The organism is Herbaspirillum sp. Her3, from assembly GCF_057961275.1.
This window is the reverse complement of record NZ_CM176328.1, coordinates 2,938,492-2,961,096: the sequence shown is the minus strand read 5'-3', so window position 1 is coordinate 2,961,096 and position 22,605 is coordinate 2,938,492. Positions and strand designations below refer to the sequence as shown.

Below are 22,605 nucleotides of genomic sequence, written 5' to 3'. Positions count from 1 at the left end.
CACCACACCCCGAGGAGAAGGCCCTTGAACGCTGCCCACCTGTCGCTGGCCGAGCACGCCGCCCGCCTGCGCCGCCGCGAACTGACGGCGGTGGCCCTGATCGACACCTGCGCGCAACACCACGCGCGCATGGAACCCCGGCTCAACGCCTACAAGACCTGGGACGGCGCGCGCGCCCGCAGCGCCGCCGCTGCGGTCGACACCCTGCTGGACCAGGGCCAGGACCTGGGCCCGCTGATGGGCTTGCCGGTGTCGGTGAAGGACCTGTACGGCGTGCCCGGCCTGCCGGTGTTTGCGGGCAGCGACGAGGCCCTGCCCGAAGCCTGGCAGGCGGCCGGCCCGCTGGTCGCGCGGCTGCAGCGGCAACTGGGCATCGTGGTCGGCAAGACGCACACGGTCGAGTTCGCGTTCGGGGGTCTTGGCGTCAACGCCCACTGGGGCACGCCCCGGAACCCCTGGTCACCCCACGAGCACCGCGTGCCAGGCGGGTCCAGCGCGGGCGCGGGCGTCTCGCTGGTGCAGGGCAGCGCCCTGCTGGCGCTGGGCACCGACACCGCCGGTTCGGTGCGCGTGCCCGCGTCCATGACCGGACAGGTGGGCCTGAAGACCACCGTGGGGCGCTGGCCGGTCGAAGGCATCGTGCCCCTGTCGTCCTCGCTCGACACCGCGGGCGTGCTCACCCGCACGGTGGAAGACCTGGCCTACGCGTTCGCCGCCCTCGACACAGAGAGCCAGGGCCTGCCCGCGCCTGCCCCGGTGCGCGTGCAAGGACTGCGCGTCGGCGTGCCGACCAACCACTTCTGGGACGACATCGACCCGAGCATCGCCGCCGCCGTGGAAGCGGCCGTTCAGCGCCTCGCCCAGGCCGGCGCGCAGGTGGTCCGGTTACCGCTGCCGCACTGCGAGGAAGCCTTCGACATCTTCCGCCGCGGCGGCCTCGCAGCGTCCGAACTCGCGGCCTACCTCGACCAGCACTTCCCGCACAAGGTGGAGCGGCTGGACCCGGTGGTGCGCGACCGCGTGCGCTGGGCCGAGCAGGTGTCTTCCGTCGAGTACCTGCGGCGCAAGGCCGTGCTGCAGCGCTGCGGCGCGGGCGCGGCCCGGTTGTTCGACGACGTCGACGTCCTGCTCACGCCCACCGTGCCCGCCTCGCCGCCGCGGCTGGCCGACATCGGCACGGTGGAGACCTACGCGCCGGCCAACATGAAGGCCATGCGCAACACCGCCATCAGCAACCTGTTCGGCTGGTGCGCGCTGACGATGCCCGTGGGCCTCGACGCCAACCGGATGCCGGTGGGCCTGCAGCTGATGGGGCCGCCGCGCGCCGAAGCGCGGCTGATCGGCATCGCGCTCGGCATCGAGGCCCTCATCGGCCAGGGCCACGCGCTGCTGGGCGCGCCCGACCTGCCATAGCCGGCGCGCCCCACCCTCAACCTTTCCAGGCGGAGCCCCCCCATGACCCAGACGCCCAACCAACTCGCCGAAGCGATCTGGGCCGCCCGCCAGGCCGGTCGGACACTGGACGCCGCAGCCACCATCGGCACGCCCGACCTCGCCACCGCCTACGCCATCCAGCGCGCGCTGCTCGGCCTGCGCCTGGCCGCCGGCGAGCGCGTGGTCGGGTGGAAGCTGGGTTACACGTCGGAAGTGATGCGCCGCCAGATGGGCATAGCCCGGCCCAACATCGGGCCGCTGACCGACCGGATGCTGCTGAACTCGGGCGACGCGGTGCACGAGCGCCTGGTGCAGCCGCGGGTCGAACCCGAGATCGGGCTGCGCCTCCAAACCGCCCTCGACGCGCGGCACGCGCCCGTCGACCGCCACACCGTGGTCGCCGCCGTGGAGGGCGCCTACGCCTGCCTCGAAGTCGTGCACTCCACCTGGACAGGCTACCGCTTCAACCTCGAACAGAACACCGCCGACAACTCGTCCGCCGGCCAGGTCGTCGTCGGGCCACGCCTGCCGGTGACCGACCTGATGGCGGCGGGCACCGTGGCGGTGCGCCTGCACGACGGCAGCCACCACACGCTGGGACAGGGCGTGGGCGCCGATGCCGACGGCCACCCCCTTGACGCGGTGGCGCGGCTGGCGCGGGAGCTGGCCGCGTTTGGTCAGCGGCTGGAGGCGGGTGATCTGGTGATCACGGGTGGGCTGACAAAGGCTTGTGAGCTGGAGGTGGGGGGGAGGTTGACGGGAGTGTTTTCGTTTGGGGACGCTTGGTCGGTAGATGTGACTGTGCGGCGTCTGTGAAACGACACTTGATAGGTGCGGATCGCCTGCACATCAACCCGGTCAACGAACGGCTCGGGGTCGTCTCAGAAAACGGAAAATAAAGCACGCTAAGCAGGTTGCAACGGCCGCAGCGGCCTGAACTTGCCCGCGCCGATCTTGGCGCTGCTGCGCCAGAGGTAATCGCCGGTCAGGTTGATGTGCTCCCAGCCGAGCGGCGACAGGTACTGCAACAGCGCGTCATCGACGGCGTGGCCGTTGCCCCGCAGCGCGTGCGCAGCCCGTTCCAGATAGACCGTGTTCCATAGCACGACGGCCGCCGTCACCAGGTTGAGGCCGCTGGCACGGTAGCGCTGCTGCTCAAAGCTGCGGTCGCGGATTTCACCCAGACGGTTGAAGAACACGGCGCGGGCCAGCGCATTGCGGGCTTCGCCCTTGTTCAGCCCAGCGTGCACGCGACGGCGCAGCTCCACGCTTTGCAACCAATCCAGGATGAACAGCGTGCGCTCGATACGCCCCAGCTCGCGCAGGGCCACGGCCAGGCCGTTCTGGCGCGGATAGCTGCCGAGCTTGCGCAGCATCAGCGAAGCCGTCACCGTGCCCTGCTTGATCGACGTGGCCAGCCGTAGAATTTCATCCCAATGGGCGCGAATAGCCTTGATGTTCAGTCTGTCGCTGCTAATCATCGGCTTGAGCGCGTCGTAGACGGTGTCGCCCTTGGGGATGAACAGCTTGGTGTCGCCCAGGTCGCGGATGCGCGGCGCAAAGCGGAAGCCCAGCAGGTGCATCAGGCCAAATACATGATCGGTGAATCCTGCCGTATCGGTGTAGTGCTCCTCGATGCGCAGGTCGGACTCGTGGTACAGCAAGCCGTCGAGCACATAGGTCGAGTCGCGCACGCCGACATTGACCACCTTGGTGTGGAATGGCGCGTACTGGTCGGAGATGTGGGTGTAGAAAGTCCGCCCAGGACTGCTGCCATATTTCGGGTTGATGTGGCCAGTGCTCTCGGCCTTGCTGCCGGTTCGGAAATTCTGGCCGTCCGACGATGACGTGGTGCCGTCGCCCCAGTGCTCGGCGAAGGGATGCCGGAACTGCGCATTGACCAGTTCGGCCAGCGCCGACGAATAGGTTTCGTCGCGGGTATGCCAGGCTTGGAGCCAGGCGAGCTTGGCGTAGGTCGTTCCGGGGCAGGACTCCGCCATCTTGGTCAGACCCAGGTTGATGGCGTCGGCCAGGATCGTGGTCAGCAGCAGGTTCTTGTCCTTGGCCAGGTCGCCCGATTTCAGGTGCGCGAAGTGCCGGGTGAAGCCTGTCCATTCGTCTACCTCCAGCAGCAGTTCGGTGATCTTGACGTGCGGCAGGATCATTGCTGTCTGGTCGATCAGCGCCTGCGCGGTGTCGGGCACCGCCGCATCGAGCGGCGTGATCTTCAGGCCCGACTCCGTGATGATGGCGTCCGGCAGCTCGTTGGCCAGCGCCATGCGGTTGACGGTGGCGAGCTGCGTTTCCAGCAGCGTCAGCCGGTCATGCAGGTACCGGTCGCAGTCGGTGGCCACGGCCAGCGGCAATTCGCTGGCCTGCTTGAGGCTGGCGAATTTCGCGGGCGGCACCAGGTAGTCCTCGAAGTCCTTGAACTGGCGCGACCCCTGCACCCAGATGTCGCCGGAACGCAACGCGTTCTTCATCTCCGACAGCGCGCACAGCTCGTAGTAGCGCCGGTCGATGCCGGTGTCGGTCATGACCAGCTTCTGCCAGCGCGGCTTGATGAACTCGGTCGGCGCGTCGGCGGGCACCTTGCGGGCGTTGTCGCTGTTCATGCCGCGCAGCACCTCGATGGCGTCGAGCACGTCCTTCGCGGCGGGAGCGGCCCGCAGCTTGAGCACGGCAAGGAATTCCGGCGCGTAGCGGCGCAGCGTGGCGTAGCTTTCGCCGATGCGGTGCAGGAAATCGAAGTCCTCGGGCTGCGCAAGCTTCTGCGCTTCGGTGACGCTCTCGGCGAAGGCATCCCAGGACATGACGGCCTCGATGGCGGCGAACGGATCGCGGCCCGCCTGCTTGGCCTCGATCAGCGCCTGGCCGATGCGGCCGAACAACCGCACCTTGGCGTTGATCGCCTTGCCGGACGCCTGGAATTGCTGCTGATGCTTGTTCTTGGCGGCGTTGAACAGCTTGCCCAGGATGCGGTCGTGCAGGTCGATGATTTCGTCGGTGACGGTGGCCATGCCCTCGATGGCAAGCGCCACCAGGGTGGCATAGCGTCGCTGCGCCTCGAACTTGGCCAGGTCGGCGGGCGTCATCTGGCCACCCTCACGGGCGATCTTGAGCAGGCGGTTCTGGTGCACCGACCGCTCGATGCCAGAAGGCAGGTCGAGCGCCTGCCACGCTTTGAGGCGTTCGATGTGTTCCAGCATGTGCCGCGAATTCGGTTTGACGGGCGATTGGCGCAGCCAGGCCAGCCAGGTCGTTTTGCCGTTGTCCCGACGCTTGAGCAGATCGTCGAGGCGGCGGCGATGCGCGTCCGACAGCGGTTCGGCCAAGGCATCGTAGATGCGCCGGTTGGCGCGGGTGATTGCTTCGGCGCTCGCCCGCTCGACGGCGTTGAGGGCAGGCAGAATGACCGACTGCTGCCGCAGGTGCTCGATCAAGGTGCTGGCCAGCACGATGCCCTTGTCGGTCTGCAAGGCCATCTCGGTCAGCAACTGGACGGCCTGCCGGTAGTGGCCCATGGTAAAGGGCTGGAAGCCGAACACCGTTTGCAGTTCGACCAGGTGCTCGCGCCGGGTCTGCTCCCGCTGCCCGTATTCGTCCCAGCTTTCGACGCTGACCTTGAGCTGGTCGGCGACCAGTTTCAACAAGGGCGGAAACGGCGGCTCATCGACGCCCAGGATGACACCAGGAAAGCGCAGGTAACAGAGCTGCACGGCGAAGCCCAGCCGGTTGGCCGGGCCGCGCCGCTGCCGGATGATGGAGAGGTCGGTTTCGCTGAACGTGTAGTGACGGATCAACTCATCCTTGGTGTCCGGCAACGCCAGCAGGCTTTCGCGCTCGGCGGCGGACAGGATTGAACGACGTGGCATATTTACTGATCCGTTCTCAAGTATTGATACAGGGTTTCGCGACTGATTCCGAATTCACGAGCCAGCTTGGTCTTTTGCTCGCCAGCCTCGACACGTTGGCGCAGTTCGGCAATACGCTCAGACGACAGGGATTTCTTCCTGCCACGGTAGGCCCCGCGCTGCTTGGCGAGCGCGATGCCCTCGCGCTGCCGCTCGCGGATCAAGGCGCGTTCGAACTCGGCGAACGCGCCCATTACCGACAGCATCAGGTTCGCCATCGGCGAGTCCTCGCCGGTGAAGGTCAAATGCTCCTTAAGGAACTCGATGCGTACGCCGCGCTGGGTGAGGCCCTGCACCAGGCGGCGCAGGTCGTCGAGGTTGCGCGCCAGACGATCCATGCTGTGCACCACGACCGTGTCGCCTTCGCGCACGAAGGCGAGCAGCCGTTCCAGTTCGGGCCGCCGTGTGTCCTTGCCCGACGCCTTGTCGGTGAACACTTTATCCACCTGGATCTGTTCGAGCTGCCGTTCTGGGTTCTGGTCGAAGCTGCTGACGCGGACGTAACCGATGCGCTGACCGTGCAAGGTATCCTCCTGAGGGAAATGTGTCAGGAAGAAATCTATGACCCTTGACGGCGCATGTCAATCAATTCGGAAGGCAACTCTATTCTGACGATTTAGCGCCGGATGGTCTGACGCCAAGTTAGGGCATGCCTCAATCTGACGGTAGCGAGTCGCAGGCGTTCGGATCGGCATCGGTTTCGTTCCCTGTCTTGGCACGCGCTTCGAAGCGTTGATAACACTCCAACCCGCAGAAGTGCTCGACGTATTCCGCGCCTTCCGGGGTGAAGGCGGCATCGAGCGGGATTTCCTTGCAGCACACGCAGCAACTGGTGGTGGTCGAGTCACTTGCATTCATGGTGGCACCCCTCCATTGACTGACGAAGACGGCGAATGCCGCCGCCGGCATTGGCTTCGCGAACAGGAAGCCTTGTCCTGTGTCGCAGTCCGCTTGTCGCAATAGATCAAGACTCGCCGATGTTTCCACGCCTTCAGCCACCACATCCATGCCCAGCCCGTGCGCAAGCTGAATCACGGTGTGCACGATGGTTTGGTCGCGGCGGTCGTTGGCGAGCCCGGCGACAAACGATTGGTCGATCTTGAGCGTGCTGATTGGGCAGCACTTCAGATGTTGCAGACAGGAATACCCCGTCCCGAAGTCATCGGCGGCGAAGCGCACACCGATCTGCCGCAAGGCGTCCAGGGCGGGGAAGATCGCCGGATCACCAAACGCGACCGATTCGGTCAGCTCGATTTCGAGATACTCGGCGGGCAACTCGGCATCAGCCAGCACGCCCTTTACCCACCCGTCGAAGTCCGGTCCCACTTGGCTCGCCGAAACATTGACGGCCAGCCGGAACGGTCGCCATGCCAGCATTCGCCAGTCACGCATCTGGCGGCAGGCTTCGCCCAGCACCCAAGCGCCGATTTCAGGCATCAGGCCGGACGATTCGACCACGGGCAGGAACTGGCCCGGTGGCAATAGTCCAAGCGTCGGATGACGCCAGCGCAACAGGGCTTCCGCGCCGACAATCCCACCACTGCGCAGATCGACGACGGGCTGGTAGTGCAGTTCAAGCTGCCCGCGCTCGACCGCTTGGGCCAGTTCCGGCGTCGTCCATCCATCCGGCCGGAAAGCGCTCATTCTCTTTCCCTGAATGCCCGCAACGCCCGCGACAGGGACAGAAGGAACAGGCCGGTCAAACCGAGCGCCGCGATGACCCAATGCTCGCCGAGGAAAGCACCGGCGGTTGTGCCGGCCAGCACGACAGCGAGGATGGGCAGGTGGCAGGGGCAAGTCAGCACAGCCAGTCCGCCCCACAGGTAGCCGGTGATCGGTTTGTGCGTCTCGGACGGCAAGCGCTCGGGGTTGTTCATGGCAGACTCTCCGCGTGCTGTGCCGGCTCGGTCGGCAGGGTGGCCAACTGCACTTCCAGATCGGCCAACGCTTCGCGCCGACGCTCGACGAACTGACGCAGCAGGGCAAGCTGCGCGGCCGCTTCGTCGCCGTCCGCCGCATCCAGCGCCCGGCACAGCCGCGCCAGCGCGTCGAGGCCGATGCCCGCCTCGAAGGCCGCCCGCACGAAGCACAGCCGTTGCAAGGCGGCGTCATCGAACAAGCCGTAGCCGCCTGGTGTGCACGCCACCGGGCGCAGCAATCCGCGCAGCAGGTAGTCGCGCACGATATGCACGCTCACCCCGGCATCAAGAGCCAGCCGGGACACCGTGTAGGCGTTCATTGAACACCTCCTTTTTCTCACCCGGCGCAGCAGGAAAGCTGCTTCACATCCTTGTTGAAGGTCTGCGCCGCGAGCTTCAACCCCTCGACCATCGTCAGGTAGGGGAACAACTGGTCGGCCAGTTCCTGCACCGTCATGCGGTTGCGAATGGCCAGAGCCGCCGTCTGGATCAGTTCACCCGCTTCCGGCGCGACCGCCTGTACGCCGATCAGCCGATGGCTGCCTTCCTCGATAACCAACTTGATGAAGCCGCGTGTGTCGAAGTTGGCGAGCGCACGCGGCACGTTGTCCAAGGTCAAGGTGCGGCTGTCGGTCTCGATCCCGTCGTGGTGGGCTTCCGCCTCGCTGTAGCCCACGGTCGCCACTTGCGGATCGGTGAACACCACGGCCGGCATTGCGGTCAGGTCGAGCGCCGCATCGCCGCCGGTCATGTTGATCGCGGCACGGGTGCCGGCCGCTGCCGCCACATAGACGAACTGCGGCTGGTCGGTGCAGTCGCCGGCCGCGTAGATGTTCGGGTTGCTCGTGCGCATGCCTTGGTCGATGGCGATGGCACCTTGCGCATTGACAGTGACCCCCGCTGCGTCCAGCGCGAGGCTGCGCGTGTTCGGTGTCCGACCGGTGGCAACCAGCAGTTTGTCGGCGCGCAATTCACCGTGCGTGGTGGTCAGCACGAATTCACCGTCCATATGGGCGACCTGGCTGGCTTGCGTGTGCTCCAGCACCTCGATGCCCTCGGCACGGAAAGCGGCTGTCACCGCCTCGCCGATGGCCGGGTCTTCACGGAAGAACAAGGTATTGCGCGCCAGGACCGTGACCTTGCTGCCCAGCCGGGCAAAGGCTTGCGCCAGCTCCAGCGCCACCACCGACGAGCCGATTACGGCAAGGCGTTCGGGAATGGTGTCGCTCGCCAGGGCCTCGGTGGAAGTCCAGTAGGGTGACTCTTTCAAGCCCGGAATCGGCGGGACCGCCGGGCTGGCACCCGTGGCGACCAGGCAGCGGTCGAACATCACGACGCGCTCGCCACCCTCGTTCAAACGGACGGTAAGGCTCTGGTCGTCCTTGAAGCGCGCCTCACCGTGCACAACGGTGATGGCCGGATTACCGCCCAGGATGCCTTCGTACTTGGCGTGCCGCAGTTCGTCGACGCGGGCCTGCTGCTGGGCCAGCAGCTTACTGCGGTCAATCGTAGGCACAGTTGCCGCAATACCGCCATCGAACGGGCTTTCCCGGCGCAGATGGGCGATGTGGGCGGCGCGGATCATGATCTTGGACGGCACACAGCCGACATTGACGCAGGTGCCGCCGATGGTGCCGCGCTCGATCAGCGTGACCTGCGCGCCTTGCTCGACGGCTTTCAGCGCCGCCGCCATCGCGGCTCCACCGCTGCCAATGACCGCTACCTGCACCGGGGGCTCGTTGCCACTGTGCTTTTCGGCGGCGGCCATCCATCCCCGCACCTTGTCGAGCAGTCCGACGCGGTTGTCCGCCAGTGGCGCATCGGCTAGCGTTGCCTTGTAGCCCAGTCCGGCCACGGCGGCAGTCAGCGCGTCCGGCGATGTGCCCGGCACGATGGCGAGTTGCGCTGTGCCCTTCGGATAGGACACCAGCGCCGACTGCACGCCTGGCACTTTTTCCAGCGCTTCCTTGACGTGCGCCGCGCACGAGTCGCAAGTCATGCCGGTGATTTTTAGATGGGTCATGCAACAGATCCTTTATCGTTTGTGGCGCCAGACAATGACGTCCGTTGTGCTGCGGTGCCGTTTTCAGTGACTCACTGCTTGACGCTGGACGGATAGCCCGCGTCTGCGGTTGCCTTGGTCAGCTTCTGCACGCTGGTCTTGGCATCGTCGAAGGTGACGACCGCTTGGCGTGTCTCGAAAGTCACGTCAACTTTGCTGACGCCTTCGACCTTGGAAATCGCCTTCTTGACAGTGATCGGGCAGGCGGAGCAGGTCATGCCCGGTACGGACAGCGTGACGGTCTGGGTGGCGGCCCAGACGGGGGCAACAACGGCGGCGAGGGCGAGGGAGGCAAACAGTTTCTTCATGGTGAACTCCGATCAGTAGAAAAATGGCATGACGTAGGGAAATCCGAGCGCGACCAGAACCAGCGCGGCCACGATCCAGAAAATGAGCTTGTAAGTAGCTCGCACTTGGGGAATCGCGCAGACCTCACCCGGTTTGCAGGCCGCTGCCTGCCGGTAGATGCGCCGCCAGGCGAAGAACAACGCCACCAGCGCCACGCCGATAAAGATGGGGCGATAGGGTTCCAACACCGCCAAGTTGCCGATCCAAGCGCCGCTGAACCCCAAGGCGATCAGAACCAACGGCCCGAGGCAGCAAGCCGAGGCGAGGATGGCGGCAAGCCCTCCAGTGAAGAGCGCGCCGCGCCCGGTTTTTGGTTCAGACATGCGCTTGTCCTTTCGAATTGAAATTGGATAGCGTAACCTTACTTCCGTACTCATGTACGGAGTCAAGCGATATGGAAAACAATTTGGAGAACCTGACCATTGGCGTTTTCGCCAAGGCGGCCGGGGTCAATGTGGAGACCATCCGTTTCTATCAGCGCAAGGGCTTGTTGCTGGAGCCTGACAAGCCCTATGGCAGCATCCGCCGCTATGGCGAGGCGGATGTAACGCGGGTGCGCTTCGTGAAATCAGCCCAGCGGCTGGGCTTCAGCCTGGATGAGATCGCCGAGCTGCTGCGGCTGGAGGATGGCACCCATTGCGAGGAAGCCAGCAGTCTGGCCGAGCACAAGCTCAAGGACGTGCGCGAGAAAATGGCTGACCTGGCGCGCATGGAGGCCGTGCTGTCTGAGTTGGTGTGCGCCTGCCATGCGCGAAGGGGGAACGTTTCCTGCCCGCTGATCGCGTCACTACAGGGTGGAGCAAGCTTGGCAGGTTCGGCTATGCCTTAGCGTGCTTTATTTTCCGTTTTCTGAGACGACCCCGAGATGGCGGAAACCGAGTACATGGTGCGGGCTTCCGGCTATTTGAAGGCGCTGGCGGACTTCCGCAACATTCCCTTGGCGACGGGGAAAAACGGCGTACCCGTCAAACTGGGTGATGTGGCGACCATCCAATTCGGACCGGAGATGCGCCGCGGTATTGCGGAACTCAATGGCGAAGGTGAGTCGGTGGGAGGCGTCATCATCCTGCGCTCAGGCAAGAACGCGCAGGACACCATTGCGGCCGTCAAGAGCCGACTGGAAGAGCTCAAAAAAAGCCTGCCCGCTGGTGTTGAGGTCGTACCCGTCTATGACCGGAGCCAGTTGATCGATCGTGCCATCGACAACCTGTCGCACAAGCTGCTTGAGGAGTTCATTGTCGTTGCGGTCGTTTGCGGCCTGTTCCTCTGGCATCTGCGTTCTGCCCTGGTTGCCATCGTCTCTCTGCCGCTGGGCATCATGATTGCCTTCATCGTGATGCGGTATCAGGGCGTCAATGCCAACATCATGTCCCTAGGGGGGATCGCCATTGCAATTGGTGCCATGGTCGATGCCGCCGTTGTCATGATCGAGAATGCGCACAAGCATATTGAAGAGTGGACGCATCGACATCCAGGGCAACCTTTGCAGGGGGAAACCCATTGGAGAGTCATTGGTGAGGCGGCCGCAGAGGTCGGACCAACGCTGTTTTTCTGCTTGCTGATCATTACCCTGTCGTTTATCCCGGTATTCACGCTGGAGGCGCAGGAGGGACGCTTATTCGGGCCATTGGCATTTACCAAGACCTATGCAATGGCTGGTGCCGCCGGATTATCCGTCACGCTGATTCCGATCCTGATGGGCTACATGATCCACGGGAAGATCCCTTCGGAGAACAGCAATCCGCTCAATCGCTGGCTGATTCGTTGCTATCGGCCGTTACTGGAAGCCGTCTTGCGACGGCCTAGGGCGACACTGGCAATTGCGGCGCTTGCGCTGTTGACGACCTTATGGCCGATCAGCCGTTTGGGCGGCGAGTTCTTGCCGCAGATGGATGAGGGGGATCTACTCTATATGCCGTCTGCCTTGCCAGGCTTGTCCGCATCCAAAGCTGCCGAACTGCTGCAACAGACCGATCGCCTGATCAAGACGGTTCCGGAAGTCGCCAGTGTTTTCGGCAAAGCCGGCCGTGCCGAGAGTGCGACCGATCCCGCCCCCTTGGAGATGTTCGAGACGACCATTCAATTCAAGCCGCGTGATCAATGGCGCCCCGGCATGACGCCGGCGAAGTTGGTGAATGAACTTGACCGGGTCGTCAAAGTGCCTGGCCTGTCAAATATCTGGGTGCCGCCCATTCGTAACCGGCTAGACATGCTGGCTACCGGGATAAAAAGCCCGATTGGCGTCAAAGTGTCAGGCACCAGCCTGGCCGATATCGACAAGACGGCGCAAGAAATTGAACAGGTTGCCAAAGCAGTACCGGGCGTCAGCTCCGCGCTCGCCGAACGTCTCAGTGGCGGACGTTACGTGGATGTCGATATCGACCGGCTGACCGCCGCCAACTACGGTCTCAACATCGCTGATGTCCAGAGCATCGTCTCGTCGGCCATCGGTGGGGAGAACGTCGGTGAGACGATTGAGGGACTGGCGCGTTATCCGATCAGCGTTCGTTACCCGAGAGAGACTCGGGACTCGCTAGAGCGCCTGCGCGATCTACCGATTCTGACCGGCGGCGGCCAGCAGATCACCTTGGGAACTGTTGCCACGCTGAAGATCAGCGATGGTCCACCCATGCTCAAAAGTGAGAATGCGCGGCCCAGCGGCTGGATCTATGTCGATGTCCGGGAGCGGGATCTGTCATCTGTGGTCGCCGACTTGCGCACTGCGGTCAGTTCCAAGGTAAAGCTGATGCCCGGGTTGAGCATTGCCTACTCGGGACAATTCGAATACCTGGAGCGAGCAAATGCACGTTTGAAGCTGGTGGTGCCGGCAACGCTAATGATCATCTTCGTGCTGCTCTATTTGACGTTCCGGCGCTTCGATGAGGCAGCATTGATCATGGCCTCACTGCCATTTGCCTTGGTCGGCGGCATCTGGTTCCTCTATGTTCAAGGCTACAACCTCTCGGTTGCCACCGGTGTCGGGTTCATCGCTCTGGCTGGCGTGTCCGCTGAATTCGGCGTAGTCATGCTGTTGTACCTGAAACAGGCGGTCTCTGTCCGTGAACAACAGGTAGGTGCTATCTCAGTCCCCGTACTGGAGGATGCAATCCGCGAAGGTGCCGTGCTCAGGGTCCGCCCAAAGGCGATGACCGTGGCCGTCATCCTGGCGGGCCTGATCCCAATTCTGTGGGGAAGCGGCGCCGGCTCCGAAGTCATGAGCCGGATTGCAGCGCCGATGGTCGGCGGCATGATTACCGCTCCATTGCTTTCGATGTTCGTCATTCCGGCCGCGTATCGTTTGATGCGTGGTCGTCAACCCAAAGCCAATCCGGCTTAATTTATCCTCAATGTGAAAGGAAGTTGATATGAAGAACTTGATGTACGCCATGCTTTTTACCGCATCGCTGGGCAGCAGCGCGCCCGTATTTTCCGCAGACATGCAAGGCATGAAGATGGGCCAAGCCGATGCTGGCGAAATGATTTCTCATGGGACCGGTGTCATCAAGAGCCTCGACCAGAAGCAAAAAACCGTTACCTTGGCACATCAACCCATCAAAGAACTAAACTGGCCGGCAATGACCATGGGCTTCAAAGTATCGGATGAGAAAATGCTACAAGGCCTCAAAGTCGGAGACCAGGTGACATTCGAATTGAAGGGGAGTGGAGCCGCGCCCGTCGTGACGGGAATTCGTCCTGCCAAATAAGCCTGGCACCGTCCGTGCTTACACGTTCCTAATGCGACACGGACGGTAGGACGTGAGCAAGGCATCCATAAGGTCGAAAAGGTAACCAATCATCTATGAAATATGAATGATGGATGATTTCTTAATTACTTTTTCGCTTATGTATGAACATTTGCTTTATCTCGGCTGGCTCCCGTATCGGTCCGGTTGCCGTTGACCACCGAACTGCAGCGGGACTGCCCGGTCGGCACCTGGATGGCGCGGGTGCGCATTTCCATGCGGGTCTGCTGGATGATCGGATACTGGGCATAGGCCGCCGGTGCGCACTGGCTCTCGGTGGCGCGATAGGCTTCGGTGGCACAGCCGGTCAGTGCCAGCATCGCTGCCAGCCACGGCAGAGTGGCGTTGATGTTCATCGGGGAGGTCTCTTTACATGTTCCGGGCAAGGATTGTAGCCGCGCCTGGCATCCTTTCCCGAACAGAACGTCAAAAAACGGCATCGACGGCATGCCGTTTTCTTTGCCTCTCAGTCCCAGGCCGCATCCGGCACGAGTGCCAAGGCCTGGAAAGCCGGCTTGGCAAACCAGTACCCCTGCATCAGATCTATGCCCAGCGCAGCCAGGTGATCACGCTCGGCGCGGCTTTCCACGCCCTCGGCCAGGATCTCGATGTCCAGGTCACGGCAGATGGCGGCAATGCCCGCCACGATGGCCTGGCGTGGTTTGTCGGTGTCGATGTTGCGCACCAGGTCCATGTCGATCTTGATCAGGTCGGGCTGGTATTCGGCCAAGAGGTTCAGGCCGGCGTAACCGGCACCGAAATCATCGATGGCCGTGCGAAAACCGAAGCGGCTGTATTCCTTGAAGATGTTCACCAGATGCGGCCGGTCATCCACACGCTCGCCTTCGGTCACTTCGAAGATGATCCGCTCGATCGGAAAGCCGTACTGGCGCGCTGCCGTGAAGGTGCTCTGGATGCACACTTCCGGCCGATACACCGCATTGGGCAGGAAGTTGATCGACAGGAACTGGGTCATCCCCAGACGCGCCGCGCCCTCCACCGCCCTGGTGCGGCAGGCCTGGTCAAATCGATAGCGGTTGCCGTCATTGACCTGGGCCAGCACGGTGTAGGCCGGTTCGCCGTGCGGACCGCGTACCAGCGCTTCGTAGGCATACACGGAGCGCGTGGAAAGCCGCACGATGGGCTGGTAGGCGTACTCGAATGTGATGTCCAGGTCGCCCTCCTCCGAGCAGCCCTTGCAGGAGCGGCGCGCAGCGTCGTCTCCCGGGCTGGCATTGGAGGCTGGAAGGATGGGGATCATTCTTTCTCCAGCAGTTCATAGTTGCTAAACGGCATCCATGCTACAACATCTCGTCAACGATACCAGAAGTTTCACAGGGCAATTGACTTCCAGCCTTCGCGCCGCCACTGCTCCAGTCCTGCTTCACCAAAGCGCCACAGGTGCAGCCAGCCGTGTTCCAGCAATTGCCGCACGATGGCGTGGCGGGCGACGATGGCATCGATGGACTCGGCCGGCGCATCGATGACGACCGTCAGGCGCAGTGGCTCATGGACCCACTGCTGGCCATCATGCAAGGACTGGCGCGACAGGCCGATCCGCAAATCACCGCCGTTGCCTTCGAAGACGCCGATGGTGCCGCCCACCACGTTGTGCAGCAGCTTGTTGCCGCTGCCCAGGCGCAGCGGATCGCTGGTGGAGGCGTGGTACTGCCAGTTGATCCAGTGCGTCACCAGCATGGGCGCGGTCATCAGCAGTTCAAGGACGCTGCCGTCCTGATCCTGGCTGGCATCGTAATCGTGCAGGAAGCAGCGCCCGCCCAGATCCAGCCCGCGGCTGCGCGCGCGCGGGGCGATCAGGAAGGCGGCGTTGCCGGTCAGGCCCCATTCGGGACGCGGCTGGGCGCCGTCGTTGGCGCGCCGGCGCAACTGTTTCAGCAGGGCCGGTGCGGCCTGGGCCGGGTCCACGCCCAGGCGCAGCGCGCGTTCACGTCGCACACGGTCGCCCGCCTCGGCAAGGATTGGCTGCAGGGCCTGCCAGCGCGCGAGGGCGGCAGGAGGCAGCAGGTCGAGGTCAAAGGCTTCGATCTCGTCGGTGGTGGTGTTGTGCAGCGCGGCCAGGAAATGGCTGTCTTCGGGGATGAAGATCTGCTGTTCCAACAGGCCGCGCCGCACTTCCTTTTCGTTCAGCAGCTGCGCCAGCGTACGCGCATTGACTTCACCGGTCTGGCCGCAGCAGGCGCCACAGTCCAGCGCCGCCGCATGGGCATTGTTGGCCGACTGGCTGCCGTGGCCGGCCAGCAGCACCAGCGGTGCCACCTGGCGGTCCAGGCCCATGGCGTGCAGCACGCGGGCGGCCAGGGCCACCTTGTCGGCCAGCGCCACGCCGACCAGTTGCGGGCGGCAGACCTCGCGGTAACGTGCCGGCAGGCCGGCCAGGTCATCGCGTGCACGCTCGCCCTGCCCCGGCCGCAGCCATTGCCACAAGCCGCCCAGCGCGGTCACGCCCGCCACTTCCACGAAGGAAAACGCCGAGCCCGGCCAGCGCGTATTGCCCTGCCATTGCTCCTTGAAGGCCAGGCTCTTGCGACGTGCACGCGCCACCGCACTGGCCAGCACCCCGCCATCGGCCGGCGCACCTGCCGGCGCCACCACATCCTGGACCTGGTAAGCAGGCGGCAGCAGGCCCGGCAATTGCGGCCGGCTGGCTTGCGTAGCCAGCGGCGTATAGGCCACCGGCAGCCCGAAGAAACCGGCAAAGCCCATGGTTTGCATGCCCGGATGCACGGCTTCCAGCGCACGCCGCAGCGGTTCACTGCGCACGTCGATGCAGAAGGCGGCCTGCACCTCCACGGCGCTGGCGCTTGCTGGCGCCCGCTGCAGCAAGGCGGCCGCCAGGCGGCGCTGGTAGCCGGCTTCCAGCGCGACCTGCCAGAGTTCGTCGACCAGCAACTCCTGCCGGGCCTGCTGCAGCCGCTCCTGGGAGCGTGCCCAGGCTTGCTGCACCGTGTGGAAGGCATGGCTGGCCGCTTCGTCATCCTTGCACTCCAGCAGCAAGGCGCCCCAGGCCATGCGGATGGCCAGCAACTCGCGCAGGTGCTCGTCGCTGCCGCCCTCCAGGCGCGCCTGCCAGCCCAGGTAGGCGCACCAGGAAGCCCAGCCATTGACGGTCAACAGGACCGATTCCAGGTAATCCGCCCAGACCTCGGGCGGCAGGTCCAGCCGTTGCATGACCCAGCGCTCGGCTTCACGTGCGCAGGCCGGCAGTGCACGGATGCCATCGGCGATGTGCGGCAGTCCCATCAGCAGGCCGATGCCGTGATCGTGCTCCAGCGTCTCGCGCCAGAATGCGTACAGGCCCATGCCGCGCTCGGGCTGCCAGTCGGCCTGATGCTGGTCGAAGTAGGCGGCGCAGGTCTGGCTGACCTGGTGCGTGATGGCCTGGCGCCAGGAGAGCCGGGTATGGCGCTGGGGATCGTTGTCCAGCACGTCGATGAGCAACGGCAGTCGCGGCGGCAGGTTGCCCGCAGCCAGCACGGCGAGGCAGTGGGCGGCATCGAAACCGCGTTCCTGCGCCTCGATGGATTGCGCCAGGGCGTATTCCAGATCGGCCTGCGTCACGCGGCCCTGGTCCCAGGCTTGCTGCAGCTGGTCCTTGGGCGGAAAGACCTGGATACCGCCCAGCAAGGCCATGCGCGCGGCGACCTCCCGCAGCGGCATACCTATCCGCGACCAGTGCGGATTGACGGCGATGGCGCGGTCCAGCGGCCAGGCCGGGGCAATCGCGCCGCAGGCCTCCTGGCAGGCTTGCTGCAGGTGTTGTTCCAGTTCGGCACTCCAGGCGAGCACCGGGCTATTTTTGTCCAAAACATTCATGCGGTTTCTCCGGTGAGGCGGCTTCAGCCCTGGCTACGGCTGTCGGCGGCGAGGTTGTTCACATTTTGCCCGGCGGCGGCCCGGCGGGCACTGGGCGCCCAGTTCGAGGGCCAGAGTTGCAGGGCCAGGCGGGTATAGGCTTCATCCAGATAGAAACCGGCGTAACTGCGGCGGCGCCAGGCGGCCATCGTGTGCGGCGCCAGTTGCAGCAGGCCCATGCAGACGTACAGCGCCAGCATCGCCAGCAGTGCCGTCACCCCAAACACGGTGCGCGGGGAGTCGGCAATGTGCAGCGGCAGCAGGTGCGCAACCAGAGCGCCTGCCGTCAACCCGCCCGCTCCCAGGAGACCCAGCAGCCAGCTCCGCAAGCACCCGGTGCCGGCAGCCGCCGAGCACCACAGCAGCGGCGCCCAGGCCAGGCCGAGGATGCCGCTCCACCACCAGGGCCAGGCCGCGTGCGGACTCAGGCTGTGCAGGCCCAGCACCAGGGCGATGCTCGCCACCGGGGCCAGGATTACGCTGGCGGCGCTGCGCAAGGCCGGGCTGTGCAAGGCGGCCAGACGCGTCTCCCGCACCACCGACGAAGCGGAAAGGAAGGCATGGGCCTTGTAGAGCGAGTGCCCGATCAGGTGCAGCGCGGCGAACAGGTACAGGCCGGCTGCACACTCCAGCAGCATGAATCCCATCTGCGCCACGGTCGACCAGGCCAGCTTGACCTTGATACTGATGCGGGTCAGCATCACCAGCCCGGCCAGCAGCACGGTGCCGGCGCTGACAATGAGCAGCACGGCGCGCGCCGCGAGGGCCTGGTCCAGCAAGGGAGCAAAGCGCACCAGCACGAAGCCGCCCAGGTTGACCACCCCCGCATGCAACAAGGCCGAGACCGGGGTGGGTGCCTCCATCACCTGGATCAGCCAGCCATGCACCGGCAGCAGGGCCGTGCGCAGGATCACCGCCACGATCAGGCACAGCGCGCTGGCCTGCAGGCTGGTGGACAAGCCATGCTGCGCCACGTGCGCCCACAGCGCCGAGAAGGAGCCGCTACCCACCGTGGTCCAGGCCAGCGCTGCGGCCACGATGAGCAGGCCATCGGCGAGGCGGTCGGCGATGCTTTTCTTGTAGGAGGCCAGACGGGCGAAAGGACGCTCAGGGTAGAAACACAGCAGCCGCTGCAGCGCCAGACCCACCGCTGCCCAGGCGGCGATCAGCACCAGCCAGTGATCGGCCAGCAGCAGCAGGTGCACGGCGGTCAATACGGCCGCCAGCGCGGCGGCATACTGGCGCTGGCCTTGCTCGCCTTGCAGGTAGCGCGCCGAAAAGCTGCCGATCACCGTGCCCAGCGCCTGCACCAGCAGCGCCAGCACCAGGCCGAAGGTAGACGGATGTAGCACGCCCGGCCAGGGCGTGCCGTCACGTCCTGCGATCAGGCTCGCCAGGGCCAGCACCAAGGCCAGCAGGGAAAGCGACTGGAACAGCGTCCACACGCGCGGCGGCGTCAGCCGGGACAGGCCCAGCACCAGGGCGGTGGCCAGCATCAGCGCCGGCGGGGCCCAGGCGCTGAAGGCCAGGAAAGGAATGGTCGTCATGACAATAAGCCTCATGCTTTGGAATGGGGCCATGATGCTTGCCATTGATCGTTCTGTAAATTACATTTATTAGAACGAATACATTGATAAATACGAACGATGCGTCTAGAACAGCTTAACTTCCATCATCTGCGCTATTTCTGGCGTGTCGCCAAACTCGGCCATCTGACGCGGGCGGCCGAGGAGCTGCATACCTCGCAATCGGCGGTCTCTGCCCAGATCCGTCAGCTCGAAAAGCAGCTGGATGAAGATCTGTTCCTGCGCGAAGGCCGCCGCCTGACATTGACCGCCACCGGGCAGCTGGTGTTCACCTATGCCGACAACATCTTTGGCCTGAGCCAGGAAATGCTGGGCCGGCTGGAAGGCCGTTCAGCGGGGGTGACACGCCTGCGGGTGGGCAGCGTGGCCACGCTGTCGCGTAACTACCAGGAAAACTGGATCCGCCCTATGCTCTCGGACCCTTCGGTCTCGCTGGCGCTGGAATCGGGCCTGCTGGAAGGCCTGCTGGAGCGCCTCATGCAGCACCAGCTCGACGTGGTGCTGGCCAACGAGACCGTGCCCTCCGACCCCGACCGCCCGCTGCACTGCCGTTTCCTGGGGAGCCAGGCGGTCTCGGTGGTCGGCCCGGCACATCGCTGGGAAGCCCGCAGCCTGCGCATTCCGCAAGACCTCGAAGGGGTGGATATGGCCCTGCCGGGTCCGCGCCATGCCTTGCGCATGCAGTTCGACGCACTGTGCATCTCCAGTGACGTGCGCCCGCGCATGCGCGCCGAGGTCGATGACATGGCCATGCTGCGCCTGATCGCCCGTGACAGCGGCTGGCTTACCGTGCTGCCCGAGGTGGTGGTGCAGGACGAGTTGCGCAACGGCACCCTGGTCGTAGCCGGCCAGACCAGCGAGCTGGTGGAGAGCTTCTATGCCATCACCACGCCCCATCATCACTATGACGAATTGCTTGACCGCCTGCTGGCAGGGAGCCCACATCCGTCCTGAGTGCCGGTAATCGTCCCTTTCCCTGCCCGATTGAGTACTGAACAGCAATAAATGCTACTCATGGGTAAAATGGTGGCGATTTGCGCAAAATATATGCAACCTAATGCCGATATTGCCAACGTGGTAATGGCGTACACTTGCGCAACTCAGGGGGGCAAGCGCGGTCGTGCTTGCTGCATCATCATAAGAAACCCGGCGGACAGGATGAGGAAGGCACTTTTCAGGTATCGCGATGCGCTGGTCAGGATAGAACTCAAGTGTCTGGGCGACTCCGGCAGTGGCTGGACCTGGGACGTCTATATCAATGGCCAGCTGCAATTCTGCGGCGAGGATGCCCCCTTTGCCTTCGCCGAGGAAGCCATGGCGGCTGCCCAGCAGACCAGCCGCCACATGATCGACCTGCTGCACGCCTCTCTCTGAGCTGCGCGGGCGCCTTCCCGCAAGCGTTCTGGTCCGGTTTTCCCCATCTTCCCTTTCCGTTTCTTCGATTTGGCTTGCAATTACCATTGCGCCTGATTATTATATATTTAAATATAATATTGAAATGCATAATTACCTGACATGAACAACCCAGCCCCGCTGCAAGCCGAACAAATGCGCCAGGCCGCCGGCCAGGCCGTGGCAGCGCTCAAGGTCCTCGCCAATGAAGACCGCCTGCTGCTGATGTGCCAGCTCTCGCAAGCCGAAATGTGCGTGAGTGAACTGGAACAGGCGCTCGACATCCGCCAGCCCACGCTGTCCCAGCAGCTCGGCGTGTTGCGCAATGAAGGCGTGGTCAGCACCCGGCGCGAAGGCAAGCGTGTCTATTACCGCGTGGCCGATCCGCGCCTGCTGGAGATGCTGGGCCTGATGTATCAACTTTATTGCCCCAAGGAATAAGCATGAACATTGCCTGGAATACCTTTACGCCCGGCGCTTCGCTGGCAGGCGGCCTGTTGATTGGCGTCGCTGCGGCCGCGCTGGTCCTCTTCAATGGCCGCATCGCCGGCATCAGCGGCATCGTCGCCGGCCTGCTGCCGCCGCGTGCCAAGGGCAGCGCCTGGCGCGCGCTGTTCGTGCTGGGTTTGCTCATCGCCCCCTTGCTGTATGCCCTCGTGGCCACCCTGCCCGCCGTGCACATCGATGCCGGCTATCCGGAAATCGTCCTGGCCGGGCTGCTGGTGGGCGTGGGCACGCGCTATGGCGCGGGTTGCACCAGCGGTCATGGCGTGTGCGGTTTGTCGCGCTTTTCGCTGCGCTCGGCGGTGGCCACGGTGTGCTTCATGGCAGCCGGTTTCCTGAGCGTTTATCTGTTGCGTCACGTGCTGGGGCTGCAAGGAGCACTTTCATGAATCTGCTGCGCAATATCGCTGCCCTGGCGGCCGGCTTGCTGTTTGGCCTGGGCCTGATCCTCTCCGGCATGGCCAATCCGGCTAAGGTACTGGGCTTTCTCGACCTGGCCGGTCATTGGGATCCTTCGCTGGCGCTGGTGATGGGCGGCGCTATCGCCATCGGCATCCCCACTTTCGCGCTGGCGAAGAGACGCTCGCAATCGCTGCTGGGCGTGCCCATGCAATTGCCGACCGCGCGCCAGATTGATCGCCGGCTGGTGTTGGGCAGCGTGCTGTTTGGTATCGGCTGGGGCATCGCCGGTATCTGCCCGGGGCCGGCACTGGTCTTGCTTGGCATGGCTTCCTTGAAAGGCCTGGCCTTCGTGCTGGCCATGCTGGCGGGCATGCTGATGTTCGCCTGGGCAGAGCGGTTTCAGGCGAAATGAACGTTATTGCATGCAGGATTGCCGTGCGACGCGACTGTTGCCGCAAGCAGCCTGTTTGAATGTGAAGAAAAAACACCAGGACCCATCATGGACAAATTGCATATTGAAGGCCATTTCGACCCCGCCACCAGCACCGTCAGCTACATCGTGCTGGACCCTGCCACCTCGCAGTGTGCGCTGGTGGACAGCGTGCTGGACTACGATCCCAAGTCCGGCCGCACCTCTACCCGCAGCGCCGACCATCTGATCGGGCGCGTGCAGGCGCTGGGCGCCAGCGTGCAATGGATCCTGGAGACTCACGCCCACGCCGACCACCTCTCTGCCGCGCCCTATCTGAAACGCAAGCTGGGCGGACGCATTGCCATTGGCGAGCACATCCGCCAGGTGCAGCAGGTGTTTGGCAAGCTCTTCAACGCCGGCACTGAATTCGAACACGACGGCAGCCAGTTCGATCACCTCTTCACCGACGGGGAGACTTTCCAGATCGGCCAGTTGCAGGCGCGCGTGATGCACACCCCCGGCCATACGCCGGCCTGCATCACCTATGTGGTGGAGGAAGCGGACCAGATCGCCGCCTTCGTGGGCGACACCCTCTTCATGCCCGACTATGGCACGGCGCGCTGCGACTTCCCGGGCGGCGATGCACGCCGGCTGTTCCGCTCCATCCATGCGGTGCTGTCGCTGCCGCCGCATGCCCGGCTCTACATGTGCCACGACTACCAGCCAGGTGGCCGCGAACTGCGCTTCGTGACCACGGTGGCCGAAGAGCGCCAGCACAACATCCACGTGCACGAAGGCATCAGCGAAGACGCCTTCGTGGCCATGCGCAGCGCCCGCGATGCCACGCTGGACATGCCCGTATTGCTGCTGCCCTCGGTGCAGGTCAACATGCGCGCCGGACAGATGCCCCCGGCCGAAGCCAATGGCGTGCATTATCTGAAGATTCCGCTCAATGCCGTCTGAGGCGGCTTGCGGGGCGATCAGGACAATCCAGCCGTAGTGCTTGATCACTTCGC

22 protein-coding genes and 1 pseudogene are annotated in these 22,605 nt (G+C 64.1%); 11 read left to right on the top strand and 12 right to left on the bottom strand.

The annotated features are described in order from the left end of the window. The first annotated feature begins 24 nt into the window (after nt 1–24). Complete coding sequence (locus ACVC5H_RS13510; protein WP_489618402.1) at nt 25–1,413, top strand: amidase; 1,389 nt, start codon at nt 25–27, stop codon at nt 1,411–1,413. Between the two features lie 42 nt (nt 1,414–1,455). Then, the gene (locus ACVC5H_RS13505; protein ID WP_008328897.1) at nt 1,456–2,250 is read left to right on the top strand and encodes a 2-keto-4-pentenoate hydratase; all 795 of its coding nucleotides are present in this window, start codon (nt 1,456–1,458) and stop codon (nt 2,248–2,250) included. A gap of 89 nt (nt 2,251–2,339) precedes the next feature. On the opposite strand, the gene ACVC5H_RS13500 is transcribed toward ACVC5H_RS13505, so the two are convergent. The 8 genes from ACVC5H_RS13500 to merT form a co-directional block, all read right to left on the bottom strand. Continuing rightward, the gene (locus ACVC5H_RS13500; protein ID WP_008328900.1) at nt 2,340–5,309 is read right to left on the bottom strand and encodes a Tn3 family transposase; all 2,970 of its coding nucleotides are present in this window, start codon (nt 5,307–5,309) and stop codon (nt 2,340–2,342) included. A gap of 2 nt (nt 5,310–5,311) precedes the next feature. Next, complete coding sequence (locus tag ACVC5H_RS13495) at nt 5,312–5,872, bottom strand: recombinase family protein (RefSeq protein WP_003124096.1); 561 nt, start codon at nt 5,870–5,872, stop codon at nt 5,312–5,314. 130 nt (nt 5,873–6,002) lie between these two features. Further along, nucleotides 6,003–6,992, bottom strand: a complete 990-nt coding sequence (locus ACVC5H_RS13490; protein ID WP_003132006.1) for a DUF3330 domain-containing protein — start codon at nt 6,990–6,992, stop codon at nt 6,003–6,005. Next, nucleotides 6,989–7,225, bottom strand: coding sequence for a broad-spectrum mercury transporter MerE (gene merE / locus ACVC5H_RS13485; RefSeq protein WP_003132004.1), 237 nt, complete (start codon nt 7,223–7,225; stop codon nt 6,989–6,991). The genes ACVC5H_RS13490 and merE overlap by 4 nt, the downstream gene beginning before the upstream one ends. After that, complete coding sequence (merD, locus tag ACVC5H_RS13480) at nt 7,222–7,587, bottom strand: mercury resistance co-regulator MerD (protein WP_000995360.1); 366 nt, start codon at nt 7,585–7,587, stop codon at nt 7,222–7,224. Before merD ends, merE begins: the two co-directional genes overlap by 4 nt. Before the next feature lie 17 nt (nt 7,588–7,604). Further along, nucleotides 7,605–9,290 (bottom strand): mercury(II) reductase, encoded by a 1,686-nt coding sequence (gene merA / locus ACVC5H_RS13475; protein ID WP_003158917.1) that lies wholly within the window; start codon nt 9,288–9,290, stop codon nt 7,605–7,607. Between the two features lie 71 nt (nt 9,291–9,361). After that, nucleotides 9,362–9,637 carry a mercury resistance system periplasmic binding protein MerP gene (gene merP / locus ACVC5H_RS13470; RefSeq protein WP_003131987.1) on the bottom strand — a complete coding sequence of 92 codons (276 nt, stop codon included), beginning with the start codon at nt 9,635–9,637 and terminating at the stop codon, nt 9,362–9,364. 12 nt (nt 9,638–9,649) lie between these two features. Beyond that, entirely contained in the window at nt 9,650–10,000 is a 351-nt protein-coding gene (gene merT, locus ACVC5H_RS13465) for a mercuric ion transporter MerT (RefSeq protein WP_003131974.1), read from the bottom strand. A gap of 71 nt (nt 10,001–10,071) precedes the next feature. On the opposite strand from merT, the gene merR reads away from it, so the two are divergent. From merR to ACVC5H_RS13450, 3 genes and pseudogenes are all read left to right on the top strand, one after another. Continuing rightward, a complete protein-coding gene (gene merR, locus ACVC5H_RS13460) occupies nt 10,072–10,506 on the top strand; it encodes a mercury resistance transcriptional regulator MerR (RefSeq protein ID WP_003131969.1) in 435 nt (144 codons plus the stop codon). A gap of 33 nt (nt 10,507–10,539) precedes the next feature. Beyond that, a pseudogene (locus tag ACVC5H_RS13455) lies at nt 10,540–13,014 on the top strand (efflux RND transporter permease subunit); the annotation flags it as partial. A 28-nt stretch (nt 13,015–13,042) separates the two neighbouring features. After that, on the top strand, nt 13,043–13,381 hold the full coding sequence (locus tag ACVC5H_RS13450; protein WP_008328976.1) for a copper-binding protein: 339 nt from the start codon (nt 13,043–13,045) through the stop codon (nt 13,379–13,381). 137 nt (nt 13,382–13,518) lie between these two features. Here the strand turns inward: ACVC5H_RS13450 and ACVC5H_RS13445 are convergent, their stop codons facing one another. The 4 genes from ACVC5H_RS13445 to ACVC5H_RS13430 all read right to left on the bottom strand — a co-directional run bounded on the left by ACVC5H_RS13445 (nt 13,519) and on the right by ACVC5H_RS13430 (nt 18,840). Then, nucleotides 13,519–13,776: a hypothetical protein gene (locus ACVC5H_RS13445; protein ID WP_489618401.1), complete on the bottom strand. Its 258-nt coding sequence runs from the start codon at nt 13,774–13,776 to the stop codon at nt 13,519–13,521. A gap of 110 nt (nt 13,777–13,886) precedes the next feature. Beyond that, a complete protein-coding gene (locus ACVC5H_RS13440; protein ID WP_489618400.1) occupies nt 13,887–14,681 on the bottom strand; it encodes an EAL domain-containing protein in 795 nt (264 codons plus the stop codon). 71 nt (nt 14,682–14,752) lie between these two features. Beyond that, entirely contained in the window at nt 14,753–17,254 is a 2,502-nt protein-coding gene (locus ACVC5H_RS13435) for a YbcC family protein (RefSeq protein ID WP_489618399.1), read from the bottom strand. A gap of 23 nt (nt 17,255–17,277) precedes the next feature. Next, nucleotides 17,278–18,840 (bottom strand): NADH-quinone oxidoreductase subunit L, encoded by a 1,563-nt coding sequence (locus ACVC5H_RS13430; protein WP_489618398.1) that lies wholly within the window; start codon nt 18,838–18,840, stop codon nt 17,278–17,280. A 99-nt stretch (nt 18,841–18,939) separates the two neighbouring features. Here ACVC5H_RS13430 and ACVC5H_RS13425 point away from each other — a divergent pair, with 99 nt between their 5' ends. From ACVC5H_RS13425 to ACVC5H_RS13400, 6 genes are all read left to right on the top strand, one after another. Continuing rightward, nucleotides 18,940–19,833, top strand: a complete 894-nt coding sequence (locus ACVC5H_RS13425) for a LysR family transcriptional regulator (protein WP_489618397.1) — start codon at nt 18,940–18,942, stop codon at nt 19,831–19,833. Between the two features lie 204 nt (nt 19,834–20,037). Continuing rightward, on the top strand, nt 20,038–20,253 hold the full coding sequence (locus ACVC5H_RS13420; RefSeq protein WP_489618396.1) for a hypothetical protein: 216 nt from the start codon (nt 20,038–20,040) through the stop codon (nt 20,251–20,253). A 141-nt stretch (nt 20,254–20,394) separates the two neighbouring features. Beyond that, nucleotides 20,395–20,712: an ArsR/SmtB family transcription factor gene (locus tag ACVC5H_RS13415; protein ID WP_489618395.1), complete on the top strand. Its 318-nt coding sequence runs from the start codon at nt 20,395–20,397 to the stop codon at nt 20,710–20,712. A gap of 2 nt (nt 20,713–20,714) precedes the next feature. After that, the gene (locus ACVC5H_RS13410; protein ID WP_489618394.1) at nt 20,715–21,164 is read left to right on the top strand and encodes a YeeE/YedE family protein; all 450 of its coding nucleotides are present in this window, start codon (nt 20,715–20,717) and stop codon (nt 21,162–21,164) included. Next, nucleotides 21,161–21,589, top strand: coding sequence for a DUF6691 family protein (locus tag ACVC5H_RS13405; RefSeq protein ID WP_489618393.1), 429 nt, complete (start codon nt 21,161–21,163; stop codon nt 21,587–21,589). Before ACVC5H_RS13410 ends, ACVC5H_RS13405 begins: the two co-directional genes overlap by 4 nt. Before the next feature lie 87 nt (nt 21,590–21,676). Continuing rightward, nucleotides 21,677–22,552, top strand: coding sequence for an MBL fold metallo-hydrolase (locus tag ACVC5H_RS13400; protein ID WP_489618392.1), 876 nt, complete (start codon nt 21,677–21,679; stop codon nt 22,550–22,552). Nucleotides 22,553–22,605 lie beyond the last annotated feature (53 nt).